Origin of the sequence: Zobellia russellii, from assembly GCF_018728565.1 — a bacterium.
Classification (GTDB): Bacteria; Bacteroidota; Bacteroidia; order Flavobacteriales; family Flavobacteriaceae; genus Zobellia; species Zobellia russellii.
On the sequence record NZ_JACSOI010000001.1, the window covers coordinates 1,202,059 to 1,220,962 of the forward strand.

Below are 18,904 nucleotides of genomic sequence, written 5' to 3' on the forward strand. Positions count from 1 at the left end.
CAAAAGAATACTTTAAAGAGATATCCTTTGTGAATATTGAGTATTTAAGAGAATGTTTGAGAGGTTATTGCGGATGCTGTCAGAAATAAAGACAAAGGCGGGTAGTTCAAGTACAACCTCAGGTTGTGCCGGGGTTGTTGCTATAGGTGAGGTTTAATTATTTTTTTTAGTAAAGTGTTATGTTGGTTATCAATGTGCGGCACTCTACTTTTTATACTGGTGATTGATTCATCGGAGAGAACATGGTTAGCGAATATGGACTTGATTAGGGTTGCTCAGATCATTCACCCTCAAGTACAACTTCATTTTTTACTATCCAACCTAAGCAAGAGCCTTTCGCAGATTGGCTAATAGTATCGGCACTCTCTTATATGCATCGTACTCATCTTCCCGACCCGGTATAGGAAGGGTTTCAATAGGGAGGTAGCCACGGTAATTGGATGCTCTTATAATATTGACCAGTTTCAATAAATCAATTTCCCCGCCTTTTCTGTCCTGAAGCAAATCTTTTACTTGCCAGTTGACCGCATATGGTATAACACGCTCAATGTCCGCATAAGGGTTTGAAGTCATGAAAAAACCAGTGTCAACAATAGACCCTAACCAATTGGATTGGGCCATAGAAAGTATCTTCAATATCTCGTCGGCATTTGTTAGCATGCCACCATGATTTTGGACACCTACTAGGACACCATATTGTTTACCATGTTCGGCACATTCGGCCAAGGCATCAGAAACCCAAACTGCGGCTTCATCCCAGGTGTGTTCTTCGGGACGGTGTCCTGCAAAAACACGAATTACCGGAGCACCCATTCTTGCGGCAACCTCAATCCATTGTTTCGTTAATTCCACGTCGGCCATTCTCCTTTTCTTATTGGCTGTGGCAAAGTCTGTTCTTATGCCGGTGCCACTTATATCTAGCCCAAGCTGAAATGCACGCCGCTTGAAATCGTTTATAAAAGAGGTCTTTGGAACTTCTGGATATCCCGGGAAAAAATACCCTGTTGGGTCAACAGCATCAAAATCCAGCCGAGCACATTCTTTTAACAATTCAAAGAGACTCATTCCTCCAGCATTTCCTTTCATATAATTAAAAAGAGGGATGTTGTAGGACCATGCATTCAGACTAAGTTTGATCTTAGAAATTGAGCTGGTCAACGGTAAATTGTCTTGCGACAGATAGGTACGTTCCAATGGAGTATTCCCTAGGATCAAACCAATAGGCAGAATGGAAGCTTTTTTAATGAATTTTCTTCTAGTATTTGATTTCATGGTAGAGTTTAGTTTGGCTATTCGTTAATAAAGAAAACTGCACTACGGATTAATGATGAATGTGGAGTGATCCATATCCTTTACATTCATATGTTTTCATTAAGGTATTAAAAATACGCTTCTAGAGAATATGTTCGAACCGTATTATTCAAATTGATATGACTTTAGTATTGATCCTTTCTTCTTTGTAAATAAACCAAATGCCCTGTCTGCACATCGTAGAAGGGTAATCTCCCAGCCGGATATATTAGGAGCTAGTATCAATATTTACTAAGCGCTTCTACCAAGCATCCAAAATTAGAATTCCGTTTCTGTTCGGACATAAAAAAAGCCCCGTAAAGAGGCTTATATGAATCTGTTTTTTTGTCTTGTCAGTGGTTTGTGCAACGGTTACTTTTGTTGTAAACAGTTATTTTTCAAATAATTTCATTAATTCAGACTTACTGATTTTTTTTAATTTCAATTTGATAGGTTGCTTCTTTTCTGTCGATAATTTCTCTGCGAAAAGTTGTTCGCCTTTAATACCCACTACAACAATAGAAGTCTTTGGAACAATTGGAATTCTTTTTAAAGTTATATGGTCCTTATTGTTAGGTACAAAGCTTGCAAAAGAATTATAATCTTCATAAACAAAATAAATTATAATACCATCTATCTCTTTTGGATTGTTAATTTCAAAATCCATTTTAGACGGGTTTTCCACATATCTGTCTATGTTTAACCAGCCTAAGTTGTTTATAGAAACGGAATTGCCCACCGATTCTTTAATTCTATCGTACGCTCCGTATTTTGCTTGATATATACTATCTTGTTTACGCCACAGTTGCTGATAATGTGGTAAAGAATCCATTGTGACTTCACGAGGCATATCTATACCGTATTCTTGATTATAATACATAACAGTGAAGAAACTTTTAGTTTCAGACCATGAGATTTGTCCAATAGAGTCAATTTTGCCAGTAAATATTTTGTCTTGTCCAGAAAACTCCAGAGGAAATCGTATGCTAATGTTATTGTTGTCTTTTAGGTTAATTTTTTGTCCATTCTTTTTGAATTCCAAAAATACAACACCTAAAGATTCAAGCAACTCACTGTCGCCTGTCAAAGTTCGGATATTACTTTTTATTAAATCTGAAAGCTCGTAGTACTCTCTTAATTCCAAAGTGATTTTGTCGGTCGAATCAACATTAAAGTAATCCCGATTGTAATAAATTATAGTCCCTTTTTTTCCAACTACCTCCTTCCATCCAATAGTGTCTAGGTCGAAGAATTGACTTTTGAGTCCATCATTATTTTGGAATGGGTTAAATTTTTTATTTACAGTATCTTTTTCCTCAACACAATTAGTTAAAAGAAGTAGTCCAAATACTAAAATTCCCAGTTTCTTCATAACTGTTTACAACGGTCTCGGCTAAGCGTAGTGCGGAGGCAAGGAAACTTTTCGTTTCCGTCTGCGCACGAAGCTAAAGCTTATTGTTTAGTTTTATTTTTTCTTGTCCAATGCTAAATCCATAAGATTTAGCGACTTCATAAATATACATAGACCTTTCGGTTTTGCCCTAAAGTCCGCATTACGTTTAGGTTTTGTTAGGCACAGGCTTTTTTCTCCAGTATGCTTCGGTTTTCCTTTATTTGCGTAATTGACATTTGCAAAACTTGCCAACATAACATTGCTGTGTCCATAGTCGGATTAAGTCCAGAGTTAATTTGTTCGAATGGGTGAATAAAGTTTCTAAAATCCCTTAGAACATGACTAAATTTCTTCAAATCTTCCTTTATCAATCCGATTTCAAACGAGCTATTAATCAAGTTGTTTAAAGTCCATTGGGATAGCTTTTTGACCTTTCCATTGTCGTCTTTTGGAGAGGATTTTGTTTCATTGAATAGTTTTGGATATTTTTTTGCCAGTCCAAGAAGAATACCTTCTAAAGTGCTGCCTGATAAGAAGATAATTGATAACGGCGTTTCTGCTCTAATTCCTTTAGTGATTTCGTTAATCCGACTACTTAAAGTCTTGACGATAATTTCGTCGAAACCTAGGTCATCCAGTTCGATTTCAGTCGAATTTTGATGATTTAGTTCTTTACTATTCTGAATTGATTTAATTTTTAGTTGTGAAATAGTCTTAACCAACCAGTTTTTAAAATTCAGAGTAATGTCTGGAGCCTCACTTGGTAAGTTGTCCTGTATTTTAAACTCAGAGTCCAGTAATTTTTCGAGATATAAAATTTGATTTTCAATAGAATAGTCTTTAAGCTCATGAACGATTTTTGTCTTTTCATAGTATAGACGCCCGCCTTCCCATCTCACTTGCTTCCATTCAGATAGGTCTGCAATTTTTGCTTTTACTTGCAAATCTATAATTTCCGCTATATTATTCTCGTTCATTCGCATTTCCTTTTTTCAGCTTGTGCCTAACAATTGTATAAAGCAACTAGTTGCTATACATCTCTTTTAACGGTAATTTACTCAAATCTTGGATACTGCCAATCTATGTAGGAAAATAAGAAATTATTATATGTATAATATAGTTTTACAAATGTTTAATAGGTCATGTATTTTTGTTTGCGGAGCGTAATAAAAAAGAAATACAAGATATAAAAAAAGGCTTCTGAGAAATCAGAAGCCTTTTTTACTTAGTAGCGGGGACTGGACTCGAACCAGCGACCTTCGGGTTATGAGTTTGAAAAAATGCCCGAATTTTAGCACTATTTTAGATATATACTTTAAAACCGTTTACCGGACTGTTTACTGTATTAATATTAAATTTTCTTCAAGCCTAATGTAAACAATCACGTCGTTTAAAACAATTTTTGTTTATTACTAATCATTCAGATATTTTCATTAATGCCCATAACCAGTAAAAAATAAGTTAATATAGCCTGATTTTTGGGAGAATCTTTATAGTCCAAATAAAGAAAAGTATTCAAGGTCTTTTTTCATGCTCAGAGCTGAACTTTGTACGTTGAAAAAATAAAGACTTATAATAGTAGACCCTTATTGTTGCCTAATAACTTCATTCAAATATTCACTTGGGGATTTTCCATATTGTTTTTTAAATGACTTGCTAAAACTTGAAGGATTTTTAAAACCGACCTGCCAAGCAATTTCGGAGATATTGAATTTTCTCTCCAAAAGCAATTTCATTCCATTTTGCAATCGAATGTAGTAGATGAATTCTACGGGACTCATTTTTGAGATGGTCTTTACCTTTCGAAATAAGTTGCTTCTACTCATAGACATTAATTCGCTGAGTTCCTCTACACTAAAGTCCCCGTTATCTAAATTCGCTGTAATGTATTCAACAACTTTTTGTATGAAAGCTTCATCCAAAGGATTTTTTGCTAGTGCAGATGAATCTACCACCTGTTCCTTGACCAGTTTTTGAATGAGCATTTTCCTGCTTTTTACCAGTGCGTGGATCCTGGTTTTTAGGATGTCGGGATCAAACGGTTTTTCCAAATAGGCATCGGCCCCAAGATGAAGTCCCTTCATCTTTTCTTCGGTCATGGTTTTGGCAGTCAGAAGAATAACGGGTATGTGTAGGGTCTTTTGATTTTCTTTAAGGCTTTGGCATAGGCCATATCCGTCCATTTTGGGCATTAGCACGTCGCTAACGATTACGTCAGGAGGCGTTTTCTTAACCACTTCGAGGGCTTCAAGGCCATTACTAGCCGTTTTTATGATAAAATCGTCCTTCAGCAGCAGGCTTAGGTATTCTAGAAGCTCGTTATTGTCATCCACTAGCAGAATATGCATTTTTCCCGGTTCTCCATAGGTAGTTTCCTGGGTTTCGTCAAAAGACCGGTCGTCACCCAGATAGGGGTCCAATGCAAGTATTTTAGGGAATGATGCGGGATCTGTATTCGTATCCTCTATGAGGGAAGTGACATTTCCTTTCGGAAGTAGGATGGTGAATTCCGTTGTCTGGTGGTCGCTTTTGGCATGGATGCTTCCGTTGTGTAGTTCTACGAGTTCCTTGGCTAGCGATAAACCTATGCCCGTTCCTCCATGGGCATCGTTTCCTTTATAATAGCGGTCAAAAATACGTATGAGGTTTTCCTTGGAAATATTGGGTCCCGAATTGCTTACGGAGATACGAATCCACGAATCGCATATTTGCTTTTGAGGGGTATCTAGTTTTTTCTGGGCCTTAATCTTGATTTGTACCACCGAACCTTCGGAACAAAACTTTAGGGCATTGGCCATTAGGTTGTTGATAGCTTTATAGAGATGGGTAGGGTCTGCCAATATTACATTGTCTTTTAAAAGGCTGTGACAATTGATGATAACTTCCTTTCCTTCGGCATACAGTTGGAAACTTTCACTGATTTCTTGCACAAAATGAAGAATGTTTATAGGTGTCGGTTTAAGAACGAGCCCCCCTTTTTCAAGTTTCCTAAAGGTAATCAGCTCGTCTATCAAATGTATGAGCTTGTCACTATTTCTCTTGATAATCTTAGCCTTTTTTCGAATATCGACCGATATGGTATTGTTGGAGATGATATCCTTTATTGGCCCTGAAATCAAGGTAAGCGGGGTTCTGAACTCATGGGAAATGTTGGTGAAAAATTGTAGTTTTAAATTGTTCAGTTCTTTCATTTGTTCTTTTTCCCGCTTTTCAAGAAGCAGTTCGCTTTCCTTTCGGGCATTTGCCGTTCGGTATCGGATAAAAATGTAAATGAGTCCGTTAATTATGGCCACATAGGTCAAAATGGCCCACCAGGTCTTCCAGGGTGGGGGCAAGACGCTAATGCTGAGTTTTGTGGGTTTTGAGTTCCAAGAGCCACTGTGGTTTTTGGCTTTGACTATAAAGGTGTAGGTGCCCGGATTAAGGTTAGTATAGGTGGCCGTGTGTTCCTCGCTTTTGTTGTATACCCAATCATTGTCAAAACCCTCTAGTTTATAAGCGTAGTCTCTACTTTTTTCGAAACTGCCATTAATATTGGCATATTCCAAAGTAAACATGTCGTTTTTATAATTTAGGGTGATGTTTTCGGTATTGAAGATTTGTTTGTCAAGTATAACATCGCCATTAATTTGTTCTTTTACCTTGACGGCTTTGTTTAAGATCCGAAAACCGGTAATGAGTACGTCGGGTGGACTTTTGGTAAAGGAAATTAGTTTGGGGTCAAAACGGATAAATCCATTGGCATGACCAAAGAAAAAGGCGGTATTGCCCTTCTTGTAAAAGCATGAGGGACTAAAGATTAAATTGGGCAGGAAATATTCAAAATGCTTTTCCTTATCGCTGTACCGCATCAAGCCTTTAATGCTGCTGATCCAGAGGTTGTTTTCATTGTCTATGATCAGGCCGTGTACAGATTTATCGGCGAGGCCTTCGCTTACACCGATCAATTCGCAGGTATAGGCTGCACTTCCGTTTTTGGTGAGTTTGTTGAGTCCACTTTCCGTACCGATCCACAAATGGCCTTCGCTATCCTCTTCCATGGCATTAATCATTGAACCGAAAAAGTAGTCAGGTATGGCCAAGGGGGCAAAGTCTCCCTCTGGGTCTTTTTTATAGATGAAGGGGCCGTCTATTCCCGCATATATGGTCCCATTTGGCGATTTGTAGAGCGATCGTACAAATCCTTTCAGTAAGGGGAGCTTACTGGCCAAGGTGTTTTTTTGCATATCGTAAGCGAAAAGTCCGCTTATGGTGCCAATGTAGGCTTTATTATCGGCGGTGTCGAGCAAAAGACTGAACACGTTTTTACCGGGTAATAGATGTTGTACATGTCCGGTTTTCAGGTCTTTTATTACGAGGCCATCTAGAGATCCGATAAACAATTTTTGACCCATAGACGCAATAGAACGCCCCATATTGGCTTCGGGCCCCATATTCAGTCCCAATCTTTTAATGGTTCCATCTTCATACGAGATACCCGATGTTCCCTTTGAGGATGTGGTATACCAAAGGTCGCCTTCCGGCATGGCCGTGATGCCCCTTACTTCGTCTTTGTTCGTACTTTTGGTGAAACTGAAATTTGAAAAATTCCGGTTTCGGTTGAGTAAGGTGCTTAATCCGAGATTACTACCGATCCATAAGTTATTACCTGCATCAAAGTTTAGCTTAAATATTCGATCGTTGCTAAGACTGTAATCGTTTAGGTAATGTTGCTGATAAAAAATAATCGGTCCATCGTTTCCATTAGGTTTTTGTCTTTCTATTTTACCCAATCCCTGTGTGGTTCCTAACCAAATATTCCCCGAATTGTCCATGGTGAGGTCATAAATTTCAAGATTGGGGGAAACCTCATCGCCAAGAAATAGTTTTTGAAAGGCACTTCTCCCATTAGCAGTTAGCGAATCAGTTTTTGAACGATAGATACCATCACCACCACTGGCGACCCATAGTTCGTCTTGTACAAAAAGTATGTCCCATATTCTATCGTTATAGGCGTTGGGTTTTACATCAAAGGGGAAATAGGTTTGGGATAGGTTTTTTTCATCAAAGCGTACGATACCTGTTTCACAACTCACCCATATATGTCCCTTTTCGTCAGAAACGATGACATTTACGGCATTGTTGAGCGGGAAATCTTTGAACTGGTGTACTTTTTCGGTTTCGATTTCCAATATGCTGAGCCCCTTTTTCGTGCCAATCCATAAACGTTGCTTTTGGTCGATATAAAGGGATTTGATTTCCTTATGGGGCAAAAAATTGGAGTTTTTGTAATTTAGAATAGAGTCTTTGTTGCGTTCGATCTTACTTAAGCCTTCGGTAGAGCCTATCCAAATATTCTCGTCCTCATCTTCGGCTATGGCATATACCCAATTTCCCGCAATGCCGTTACCCTGTACATTTTTTGAAAATTGCTTAAAGTTATACCCATCGTATCGGCAAAGGCCGTTCATCGTGCCTATCCAAATGAACCCTTTTTTGTCTTGGTAGATGCTTCTCACTCTGTTATCGGGAAGTCCATCCTTGGCAAAAAAACGATTAAAGGCCAATCCTTTTTGTATGGCACTTTCTGCTTTTGTTTTTTGGGAAAGGTTACGTGTAGGTAAGAATAAGACCGCTAGCACTACGAGTAGCGTTTTGATTGGGGGATAGTAGTGTTTGATGGTCATGGTTTCGTCTGTTTTTTAAATGTACTGGTCTGCCTTGATCTTTCTATTTGTGTCCTGTGGTCATAAGGCCTTAGTTAAACCTACCGCAATGCGCAAATACGTACTAAAATTAGAATCATTGCCTTAAGTCCTTAATGCTCCGTTTTAAGGTTTAAGGAGAAACACCTCCATTCTACGATGATGTATTGGGGTGAATGGGGGTGTTTCAATAGAACAATAGGGTGATAATCAAAATAGTACTCAAAATTAGTATTGAAATATAGAGCAATATATAGGTTGCGTACTGGATTTTCTTTTTATTTCGCTTTTTCTTTTTTGGCACCTGTGGCATATGTTCTGTTTTAATGGATGGGGAAAAGAATCTTTTCTCTAGTCCAAAAAACTGAATTCTCTTTTATAAGGCTATGCCCCAAGTTTCATTTACTTATCTCCATCACCCATTTCTTTTAAGTTCAACTAGAATAGCAGCTTGCAACATATAGAAAAGCTTTTGACACTTTCAGGCATGTGTATGAGTTAATGTATTCTGATTTTTGAACACAAGTATTTAGGAATATAATAACTACAACCAAAAAATTATGAAAAAATGTAAAAAGCAAACTTTGGGACTGAAATTGGTTTATTTCTTGATGATTTTATCCGGGAGTATATTTTCCTCACAAGCACAAGAAACGGTTTCTGGAATGGTCACCGATACTGAAGGAGAGCTACTTCCTGGGGTAAATGTGGTGGTCAAGGGAACCAATAGAGGAGTAGTTGCCGATTTTGATGGTAACTATAATATTAAGGTTGACATAGGGGAGGTGCTATTGTTCTCTTTTGTTGGTTTTGAAGCTAGGGAAGTACCTGTAGGAGGTAAGGCAATCATTAACGTAGTTTTACAGGAGTCGTCTGAGAACCTAGATGAAGTTGTCGTTGTGGCATACGGAACTAAGAAAAAACGGGATGTTATAGGTTCGATTGCGAAAGTAGATGGGGCTAAGATTGCTCAAACGGCAACAGGTTCCATTACTACTGCCTTGGCTGGTAGGGCATCTGGAGTTCAGGTTACGAACGGACAGGTTACCTTAAGAGGTATAAGTTCCATAAATTCGGGAAATTCGCCACTTTGGATAGTTGATGGTGTTGGCGGAGGTCAAGGAGATATCAATCCAAATGACGTTGAATCTATTGAGGTGTTGAAAGATGCAGCTGCTACAGCAGTATATGGTTCAAGGGCTTCCAATGGAGTTATCATTGTAACCACTAAACGAGGAAAAAGGGGTAACCCACGTTTTAATTTGAACTATCATTCAGGATTATCTCAATTTACAAATACCGATTTAGGGTATGCCGGTACGGATAGACTATTTGATATTATGGAGATTGGTAGCCAAAACTACGACGGCACCAATTGGGATTTTCAGCAGAGCGTAATGTCCCAAAATCCATGGGCGACGGGTAATGAAACAATTACTAACGAAGAGGCTCGAAGTATAAATACCGATTGGAACGATTTGCTTACTCGGGCAGGAAGTTACCATGATGTTAATTTTTCGGCATCTAGCGGTACTGAAAATTCAAATCTTTATGCGACGGTCAATTACAGAAGTTACGATGGAAATTATATTAATGAGGGTGGTGAAAATGTTTCGGGTCGTTTAAATGTGGAGTTTGTAAAAGGAAGCTTTACCTATGGACTAAGGATTTTTGGAAAGTATAACAAGAGTAGTAATAGTGGGGCGGGTTTTGTACATGGTCTTACTTGGCTGCCCGTCTATAGCGATACCAACGCATCAGGTTATTGGAATGCCGAGACCGGGGCCCATCCGTTAGCAAATTCCGATCCTAAATTCAGGTCTAATAATAGCCGTAATTTTGGAGTTAATTCCGTGGTTTTTGCCAAGTGGAAGATGCCGTTTGTAAAAGGCTTGACATTGTCGGCAAATTATCAGCCCAATATAAGTATGGGCAAAAGCGATTCGTACAAAGCGGGAGCCATTACACAAAATTTTGCGACCCAAGGCAATACCGGTAATGGAACCGCTACTCAGAGTTATGGATATGTTTTTAATTCACTAATAAATTACAACCATACTTTCGGCGAAGATCACAATATTGATTTTGTGGGCGGATTTGAGCAAGGAGCATCAAAAAGCACATGGACCGGGGTTCAGGGCACCAACCTTTTAGGGGTTTTCCATGAAGTAAGAAAATCAACTGACCCCATTACAGGTTCCGACTACTTGAGGTCGGAAGGCTACCGTAGAAACTTCTTTTCGCGTTTAGACTATAAATTTAAAGATCGGTATTTGCTCGGAGCAAGTGTGAGTAGGGAAGGTTCGGCTAAGTTCGTGAAGGAAAACCGCTGGGGAACTTTCTATTCCGGATCGGCCGGTTGGATTATCTCGGATGAGAACTTTTTGTCATCGGCAGATTGGATTTCGCTCTTGAAAATAAGAGGCAGCATCGGACAGACTGGTAATTCAAGTATTCCCTATGTAACGGAAACCAATTATTCTACCAATACATCTATCAGAAATTATGGAGGTGTAGGAAATACTTACATCACTAATTTCGCTAATAAATTGGCCTCATGGGAAACTTCTACTATGAGCGATTTTGGAGTGGATTTTGGGTTCCTTAAAAATAGGATTAACGGTTCCATTGCTTACTATAAACAAGATGTGGAAGATATGCTGCTGGCAACACCACTACCTTATTCTTCTGGCTTAGCTAGCGGAAATGGTGGCACGGCAAGAGGAGGTTCTTTTGTGGAGAACATTGGAGACATGGTCAATAAGGGAATTGAGTTGGATGTTTCATGGGTAGCCGTAAACAATGATAAATTTAGATGGACCGTGGGAGGTAATGTCGCTTTTAACGAAAATGAAGTGGCAGCTCTTAACCCTGAAGCAGACAAAACCGGAAAGGGGATAATTAAATATGCTGCCAATAGATACTATACGCTTACGAGATCGGGAGCGGCAATAGGTCAATATTATTTACCTGAATCTGCGGGAGTGGATCCTCAAACTGGGATTTCGATGATTTATGAAGTTGATAGGGATGTTTATGAAGAAACAGGTGCTACCGTTAAAACAGGTAGGTTGATTCCAGCAACGACCAATAACAAAGGAAATAACAGAATGATTCAAGAGGATAAGACTGCCTTACCTACATTTTATGGAGGTTTTTTCAATGATTTTAAATACAAGAATTTTGATCTTTCCGTATTGTTTTCTTTTCAAGGCGGGAACTATATTTACAATGATGACCTATACAAAGGGTTAGGAACCGGAAGCGCTCCTGTGTTGGCAGATGCCTATACCAAATCTTGGGAGAAACCGGGAGATATTGCTGAATATCCACAGTTGGTATACGGGAATCGATATCCATATAATGACGAGGGTGAATATGTAGAGGGAGGTAAATTTCTGTACGATGGAGCTGAGTCTAGGTTTCTTCAAAGAGGGGATTATATAAAGTTGAAAGAGCTGGTGATGGGGTATTCTATTCCTGCTTCCGTCATAGACCGCTTGGGAGTCTCCAAATGCCGCCTATATTTTAATGCCACCAATCTACTTACTATCACTGATTATACAGGTTTTGATCCAGAACTTCAACGTTATGGCGGTGATGGTGTTCTTAATGGAATGACATCTCGTTCTTCCGGGCCACAGAGAAGAACCTTCTCCCTTGGTATCAACCTTAATTTCTAATCAAAAAAGACGAAAGATGAAAAATAGATATAGTACCTTAATAGTTTTATCGCTATTGGCTTTAGTTTTTGTACAGTGCAATGACGATGAATTTTTTGAGCTAGAGCGTCCTCAACTGTTTCCTTGGAATAGTGTGGATGAGTTTGAACTTTCCGTTGTGGATTCTTACTACGGATTTTTTCTTAACTCAGGTTGGACTGCCCCCTATGGTTATTCAGCATATCGCGATTTTGTAATAAGCGATATTTCTACCCATACAGACCATCAACCTTTGGAGCACGCAGCAATCAATCAATACGACCGTGATTTTACGGCAGTATCAAATTCAGAAGGTGATGCTGAGTTTGCCCAACTATATAGGGTTTTGAACCAAATATTACCAGGTTTAAAATTTATAGAGGAGAAGGAGCAAGAAGGTACGGATGCCTTTTCTGCTATGACTCCCGAAGATCGAAATCAGTTACAACAGCAAAAGGGTGAGTTATACTTCATGAGAGCCTGGACCAATTATCATTTGGCAAAGGGCTTTATGCCTACCTACGTTCCGGGAGGAGATAATTCCGGAAGATATATACCGTTGAAACAAAATTTTGATGAAACGGCCGATGCATTACGAAGTTCACAACTGGGCAGCGTTCAAGAATTTTACGACTTAATGGTATCTGATTTGCAAAAGGCAAAAGAGCTGCTTCCGGAACAACATGCTAAAGCGGGCCGAGCTAATAAGTATGCCGCTGCGACTTTATTGTATCGAATAAAATTTGCCATGGGAGACCATGCTGGGGCATTAGATGAATGCAATTTTGTCATTACCGATGCAGTAGATGCCAAAGGTTATTATGACCTTTCCCAAGATCCAGAAACGGCCTGGGTCAGAAACTTTGGTGATCCAAAAGCTAACGAGGTAATTTGGGAGGTGGCTTTTCGCCCTGAATCAAGCGATAATGATATCCCTTTCGCAAGAATGACGAAGATAGGTTACTATAGGGCCAATGGTGGTGGTAGAGGAGATGGTACACTTGATGAGAACGGTAATGTTAACGGTTGGATACAGAGTTGGGCCGGGACCATGGCATTGTCATATTACGCCTTGGAGCGAATGGGTTGGATGGATATGACGACCAATACTCCTACACCTGAAGCCTTGGCTGATAAAAGATTCAATCAGCTCTATTATTTCTTAAAGGCAGGAGCCGATAGAAATGCTGAAGTGGATACTGTTGGCATGTCGGTACCTGAGAGAGTTGCTTACATGACTTCTTTTGATAATAATTCTAAGGTAACGAAAAATCATATTTGGGTCGATAAATATTATCGGGCGGAAGATGGAAGGTATGCTCAATTGCCTTTAATGAGATTACCGGAACTATATCTTTCACGTGCCATGTTGCGTCTTTCTGTGAACAATGATATTATTGGGGCCACAGCAGATGTAAATGTAGTTAGGCAGAGAGCTGGCCTATCTAACTTACCCGCCGTTACGGCAGAATCTGTAGAAGAAGAACGGCTAAGGGAGCTTGCTGGTGAAGGCGGAGATCGTATGTTATATATGAAAGGTTTCAAGAAAGAAATAGACGGCAACAAATTCAACGAAGCCGGAGTTGCTATTCCTGCCATTGATTTTCCTTATGAAGGGATGTATACTCCGGTTCCTTTAGGAGAAACCGACTATAATGATAATTATAACAAGAATTAAAGGAAGTTGTTTATTTTGAAATACCACCATTCTCTTCTCTAACGAAGTAAATATCTTCTCAATTATATTAAGATAGGAATTCAAAGGACCTCTCCGTAATAATTTAATAGTCAAAATTATAATGGAGAGGAAGTTTGGTTATTCTCATTATATAATTAAAGGAAAGTCTCGTTTTTCAAATTTGAGAAAGAATAGGCATTTTTTTAGTTCGTGAAATGGGTAAGGATAGAACTATTTTATAAAGTCAGTAATCGATTGAGCACCCCTAAAATTCTACTCTGCAACCTTAGCGCAAGAGATTGCACCTTGGGGACCGATGAAAAAAGGGATGGTGGCCTTATTTTGTTTTCAGCAGGATCTCTTTCCCAAGAGGGGGGCGGAAAAGGCGTATTGAAGAAATAAAATTTTGAGTCGAATGTAAAATTTGAATCTAGTTATGAATAAAAGAATAACCGTAGCACTTTGCTTTTTAGGGCTGTTGGCCTATAACGAAAGTGAGGGGCAGGTCTCTGGTAGGGGACAAGAAAATTTGCTGAAAAAGAAGGAGCTTCCGGGCGAATATTCCGCGGAACAAATTCTTAATGGGGAATATCAATGGCCCGCTTCCCCTGAAATCAAAATGGAGGCCCTTGATTCTCCTTTCTTTGTAAAGGATGCCTTCGGAACCGTACCTGAACCTGGGGTGCATCCAAGAATTTTATTTTCCCCGGAGGATTTGGAGGATATTAGAAACCGGTCCAAGAATACGCAGACCGGAAGGCTCGCCCTAAAAAACCTAAGGGCGTACCAAGATGTATCGATCCGTAAGGAACATACGGCCAGTTATAATGTCTATCAAGCCTTATTGGCCGGAAATATAAAGAAAGCTAAGGGTCTACTTAACAATTATGCCAAAGCAGGGGAAAGCGATGGGGTGAGTTGGCACCACCGTCCGCAGTTTCTTTATGTCCTTTTATTGGAAACATTTGACTGCCTATTGCGAGACGACACGGAAAAAGGGGCTGAACTGGCCACGGTGATAACCAACCTCGGGAAAATCTATCAAAAGAATTTGGATCAAATGGACCGAGCCTTTAAAAGCGCGTCGGAAATTCTATCCCAAGGAGGGGATGATGGCAATGCTTTAAAATTCAATTCACAACTCAACAGTGATGTGTGGCGTAGCGGTCGAAAAGACGCTATTGGAGGAGAGCCTTATTTTGCCTTTTTATATGATTTCGCCTATAACTGGATGAATAAAAGACAGCAGAAGAGCTGTAGAAACCTTTTGAATACTTACACCAAAGGAAAGACGGCCATGGGCTCACATATGCCCCATCATTTCCGTAATTGGAACTGGGTTGCCGTAGGATCGGGACTATTGCTGACCTCTTTGGCTACTGAAGGGGAAGAGGGTAACGATGCTCGTGTCTACGAACACCAGAAAGAAGTTCAGACCGATTACCAAAAATACGGATGGTCAGAAATGGGGATGAGCAAAGAAGCTATAGGATATACCCAATTTGGTTTGCGATGGCACGGGCCCGCACTTGTGGCCATGGCCAGAAGAGGACATAACCTATGGAATCAGAAGCGTTGGTACAACTCCTTGAAATGGTATGCCAATTCGGTACAGCCGGGAGGTGCACGTTTTCTTAGTCATGGTGATGGGGGAGAGGCCGGACCTACCCTGCAGACCCTTCTCGCCTGGAAGCGGAGTTATCCCCAAGATCCTTTGGTAAATTATGTTTTACAAGAAACCCTCGCCTATCAAAATGGCGGCGGCGATAAGTTGGACGGAGGAAGAGGCTATGTCATATATCAAATTATTTTTGCTGATGATCCATTGCCGACCGATTTTGAAGCGGGAAAGCGATTAGAACTCCCAAATACGTATTTTGATCCCGAACGCAAGTCCTTGATTACCCGTTCGAATTGGGGTGACGATGAGGTGCAGCTACAATTGGAATGCCGCGATGACCAAATAGGGCCAAGCCATCAACATGCCGATCGCGGTAATTTTACTTTTTCTGGAGCCGGAAGGGCGTGGGCGATCGATCGTTTTAGGGGTGTAGAATCACGACATCACAATTGTGTGATCATTGACGGTAAGGGACAAGGTTATGTGCCGCCCCCGGGAGAATGGTTGGGCCTTATAGATAACGACGACGCTACGTTTGGGGTTTTGAACGCCAAGTATGCGTACGATTGGTACTGGCAGGGTACCTTGAGCGGGTTTGCCGACAAAGACCAACCAAGACGCCGTTTTAAACGATGGGAATACTTGACCGGGGAAACCGACAAGTGGCTGGCCAAACACCCAAATTTTGACTGGAAGGCGAATATCGACCGTTCACCGGTGGTCGAAGCCTACTACAACGGCTTTGAAAGTGGCGATCCCAGAATGTGGGATGAATATGCCCGTCCGGTTCGTGTAAAGCACAATCCCGTTGAAAAAGCGTTTCGTTCGGCAGGACTCGTGCGAGGGACACACCCTTATGCGCTGGTGGTAGACGATATTCAAAAAGACAGCAAAGACCACACCTATGAATGGATCATGATGGTCGATAGCGATGTGGAAATGCTTAGTCTTCAAATTGACGAAATCATACTAGGCGGTGATACGAAAAAGACCGAAGGGGCCTGGGGTACCTTAAAATTCGAACCGAAAGAGGGAGACGCCCAATTATTGGTCAAGGTTTTGGATCGTACCGTTCCCGAAGATGAGTTCAAGAATCCCCAGATACGGTTGGAAACCTTTGAATACAAAGATGCAAGAGATTGGCCCGATGGTAGAAGTTTTGGTATGGCCAAGCGCTTGGTCATTCCTTCCTATGGGGTGAACCCTAATTTCAAGATGCTGCTTTTTCCCTACTATCACGGAGAGGAAAAACCACTGGTAAAATGGAACGAATCTAAGACCGAAGTCTCCATAGAATGGCAAGACCAGAAAGATAGGGTCATTTTTAAGGAGGACGGAAAGGGGCGTACCACCTACAAGGTAATCCGCAATGGAAAAGTAATCGCGGAAATCTAAAAAGGCCGGTGCGAAGCGAAACATAATTTACCGATTCACGATCTGGGGGTAGGGCCGGCCCTGTATCGACCGGTCGTATTGTACGATTGTAAAACCGATAAACCGACCCCGGGAACAAAGACCAAACCAAATGAAAAAAACGTTCGAAACATTCCTTTTTGCAGCTTGTCTATTCGTTATGGCACTTTTACCGAGGGAGGCAAAGGGCCAATTAGACCGCTCATATGACCATCTTGATAAAGAGAGGGCCAAAGACCAACTGAAGCATTTCTTTACGCCCGAACGCTTGGCCTACTTTTCAAAACAGGGAGAATGGAAAGGAAAGGAAGAGTGGGGCTTTACCCGTTCCTTGGAACCACTGGCTTATTGTCAAGCGGCCTTGGCCTCGGGAAATAAAAAGGCCATTGCCCAAGCCAATCGCTACCTCGAAAATTTTCCCGATTACTATCAAGAGTGGCATCGTGTCAACTTTTTACTGTCAAAATACGGCGCGCTGATCAGTGAAAAGGCCAAAGTAAAGCTCGAAGGTCACTTAAAAACCATTGCCGATGGCTTTTTGGAAGATCATTGGAACTTTGTAGGGACCAATGATAATTTCCCCTGTATGGCCACCTGTGGCAATATTTTGTACGGCGAGCGTACCGGTAATACGATACAGGTCGACAAAGGCAGGGAACGTTTGCAAATGTTCAAGGAGCAACTTACCCGCAGTGGGGTAAACACGGAATACAGTTCGCAGGCTTATTGCTTTTTACAGATAGAGCCCATAGCTATGATTGCCGAGATGACCCAAGATAGCACGATTAAAAAATTGGCCCTCGAAATCGAGGAGCGTCTTTGGATCGATGTATTGGCACATTACCACCTCCCCATGGCCAAAATGGTGGGGCCTTGGTCGCGGGCATATCAATGGGATATGAGAGGGGTCGGACTTCCGTTCGCTATGTTCGATTTTGTATTGGGCGACCTTACTCCTTACTTCCGTCTTGACGATTATTTCCTTCCCAGTGAAGAATGGATAAAGGTGAGGGCGGCTTCCTGTTATGGAAATGAGTACCATTGTCCGAAATATCTTGTCGATTGGGTAAAGAACCGACAATATCCATTTCATTTCCTTGCTACCGCAGATGGATGTGCCAGCTATGACGATAGGGGAATGGAGAAGTTGGGGCTCAATGCCGATGCCATGGACCCCTTTGTCGATTACGATTTGGAACCTTACGGGGCATGGAACAGTCGCATAGAAACCTATATGACCGAAAAGTATACCATAGGTTCCGTTTCTATACCTTACCATTCAGGCGAGCAGACCGAAAGCTTCCTGGTCACCTATCCTAAAAAGAACATCGCCGAGAGCCCCAAAAATACGGCAACCATCTTTTCGCGATTTATTGTCAATGGGCAGGAAAAATTATCCGGACCGACCGACGGATATGGAGATCGGGGAATTCTATACAGTGAAAGGGGAAGACGCCTGGTCACCCAACATAAAAATACCGCCGTGGTTCTCTATCGTCCAAAACGATATAAACGGGAACAAGTAAGCAGCCTAAGTGTAGGTATTTATATTCCCAATGATCAATGGGGAGATGGGGCCAATACTATCGATGAAATATGGGTCGGTGATGACAAGATCTCGGGAAAAGACTTTACGGCCAAAGGCCATAAGACCATTTATGTGAAAGATGGGGAGGTGTATATGGCGTTTGTGCCACTGGTGCCCGTAAACTATGGTTCGGAATACGACCTTCGGATTCAAGAGAGGGAAGGTTATACGGTCATAGAGTTCTTCAATTATCAAGGGAAACCGATCGACTTTACACGTAATCAGTTCGCTTTAGTAGGGAATGGTTTTGTATGTGAAGTGGCTTCTACGGAGGAGTATTCATCTTTTGAACAGTTCAGGAAAAAGATAGGCGGGGCAAAGGTGGAAGATAATTATAGGGCGTATCAACATTATAGGAAGAACCCACATAGATATGTGAAGTATGACCGGGGAGATCTTTTTATTGAAACGGAATACAGCCCCATAGACGAAGGAATACGTTATCAGACGGTCAATGGAAAAAACGTGATAAAACCGGTACTTGAGACCGATGGCTTGGAGATAGGGCGAATCCCCTTTTTAGGATATTGATATAA

At 40.9% G+C, this 18,904-nt stretch carries 8 protein-coding genes; 4 read left to right on the forward strand and 4 right to left on the reverse strand.

Annotated features, from left to right (window positions below; translation table 11 throughout):
• Nucleotides 1-321: 321 nt before the first annotated feature.
• The 4 genes from H9565_RS04945 to H9565_RS04960 all read right to left on the reverse strand — a co-directional run bounded on the left by H9565_RS04945 (nt 322) and on the right by H9565_RS04960 (nt 8,349).
• Nucleotides 322-1,272 carry a sugar phosphate isomerase/epimerase family protein gene (locus H9565_RS04945; RefSeq protein WP_215438074.1) on the reverse strand — a complete coding sequence of 317 codons (951 nt, stop codon included), beginning with the start codon at nt 1,270-1,272 and terminating at the stop codon, nt 322-324.
• 409 nt (nt 1,273-1,681) lie between these two features.
• Nucleotides 1,682-2,662 (reverse strand): hypothetical protein, encoded by a 981-nt coding sequence (locus H9565_RS04950; protein WP_215438075.1) that lies wholly within the window; start codon nt 2,660-2,662, stop codon nt 1,682-1,684.
• Nucleotides 2,663-2,859: 197 nt separating this feature from the next.
• Nucleotides 2,860-3,660, reverse strand: a complete 801-nt coding sequence (locus tag H9565_RS04955) for a hypothetical protein (RefSeq protein WP_215438076.1) — start codon at nt 3,658-3,660, stop codon at nt 2,860-2,862.
• A gap of 609 nt (nt 3,661-4,269) precedes the next feature.
• A complete protein-coding gene (locus H9565_RS04960) occupies nt 4,270-8,349 on the reverse strand; it encodes a hybrid sensor histidine kinase/response regulator transcription factor (RefSeq protein WP_215438077.1) in 4,080 nt (1,359 codons plus the stop codon).
• Between the two features lie 578 nt (nt 8,350-8,927).
• On the opposite strand from H9565_RS04960, the gene H9565_RS04965 reads away from it, so the two are divergent.
• The 4 genes from H9565_RS04965 (at nt 8,928) to H9565_RS04980 (ending at nt 18,899) form a co-directional block, all read left to right on the forward strand.
• Nucleotides 8,928-12,050 carry a SusC/RagA family TonB-linked outer membrane protein gene (locus H9565_RS04965; RefSeq protein WP_215438078.1) on the forward strand — a complete coding sequence of 1,041 codons (3,123 nt, stop codon included), beginning with the start codon at nt 8,928-8,930 and terminating at the stop codon, nt 12,048-12,050.
• 16 nt (nt 12,051-12,066) lie between these two features.
• A complete protein-coding gene (locus tag H9565_RS04970) occupies nt 12,067-13,746 on the forward strand; it encodes a RagB/SusD family nutrient uptake outer membrane protein (protein ID WP_215438079.1) in 1,680 nt (559 codons plus the stop codon).
• A gap of 436 nt (nt 13,747-14,182) precedes the next feature.
• Nucleotides 14,183-16,762 (forward strand): heparinase II/III family protein, encoded by a 2,580-nt coding sequence (locus H9565_RS04975; protein ID WP_215438080.1) that lies wholly within the window; start codon nt 14,183-14,185, stop codon nt 16,760-16,762.
• Nucleotides 16,763-16,892: 130 nt separating this feature from the next.
• Entirely contained in the window at nt 16,893-18,899 is a 2,007-nt protein-coding gene (locus H9565_RS04980) for a hypothetical protein (protein WP_215438081.1), read from the forward strand.
• Nucleotides 18,900-18,904: the final 5 nt, after the last annotated feature.

Excerpts from the sequence above, each read along its gene's own strand:
- H9565_RS04945 (WP_215438074.1), bottom strand. The coding sequence starts at position 1,272 with ATGAAATCAAATACTAGAAGAAAATTCATTAAAAAAGCTTCCATTCTG.
- H9565_RS04950 (WP_215438075.1), bottom strand. The coding sequence starts at position 2,662 with ATGAAGAAACTGGGAATTTTAGTATTTGGACTACTTCTTTTAACTAAT.
- H9565_RS04955 (WP_215438076.1), bottom strand. The coding sequence starts at position 3,660 with ATGAACGAGAATAATATAGCGGAAATTATAGATTTGCAAGTAAAAGCA.
- H9565_RS04960 (WP_215438077.1), bottom strand. The coding sequence starts at position 8,349 with ATGACCATCAAACACTACTATCCCCCAATCAAAACGCTACTCGTAGTG.
- H9565_RS04965 (WP_215438078.1), top strand. The coding sequence starts at position 8,928 with ATGAAAAAATGTAAAAAGCAAACTTTGGGACTGAAATTGGTTTATTTC.
- H9565_RS04970 (WP_215438079.1), top strand. The coding sequence starts at position 12,067 with ATGAAAAATAGATATAGTACCTTAATAGTTTTATCGCTATTGGCTTTA.
- H9565_RS04975 (WP_215438080.1), top strand. The coding sequence starts at position 14,183 with ATGAATAAAAGAATAACCGTAGCACTTTGCTTTTTAGGGCTGTTGGCC.
- H9565_RS04980 (WP_215438081.1), top strand. The coding sequence starts at position 16,893 with ATGAAAAAAACGTTCGAAACATTCCTTTTTGCAGCTTGTCTATTCGTT.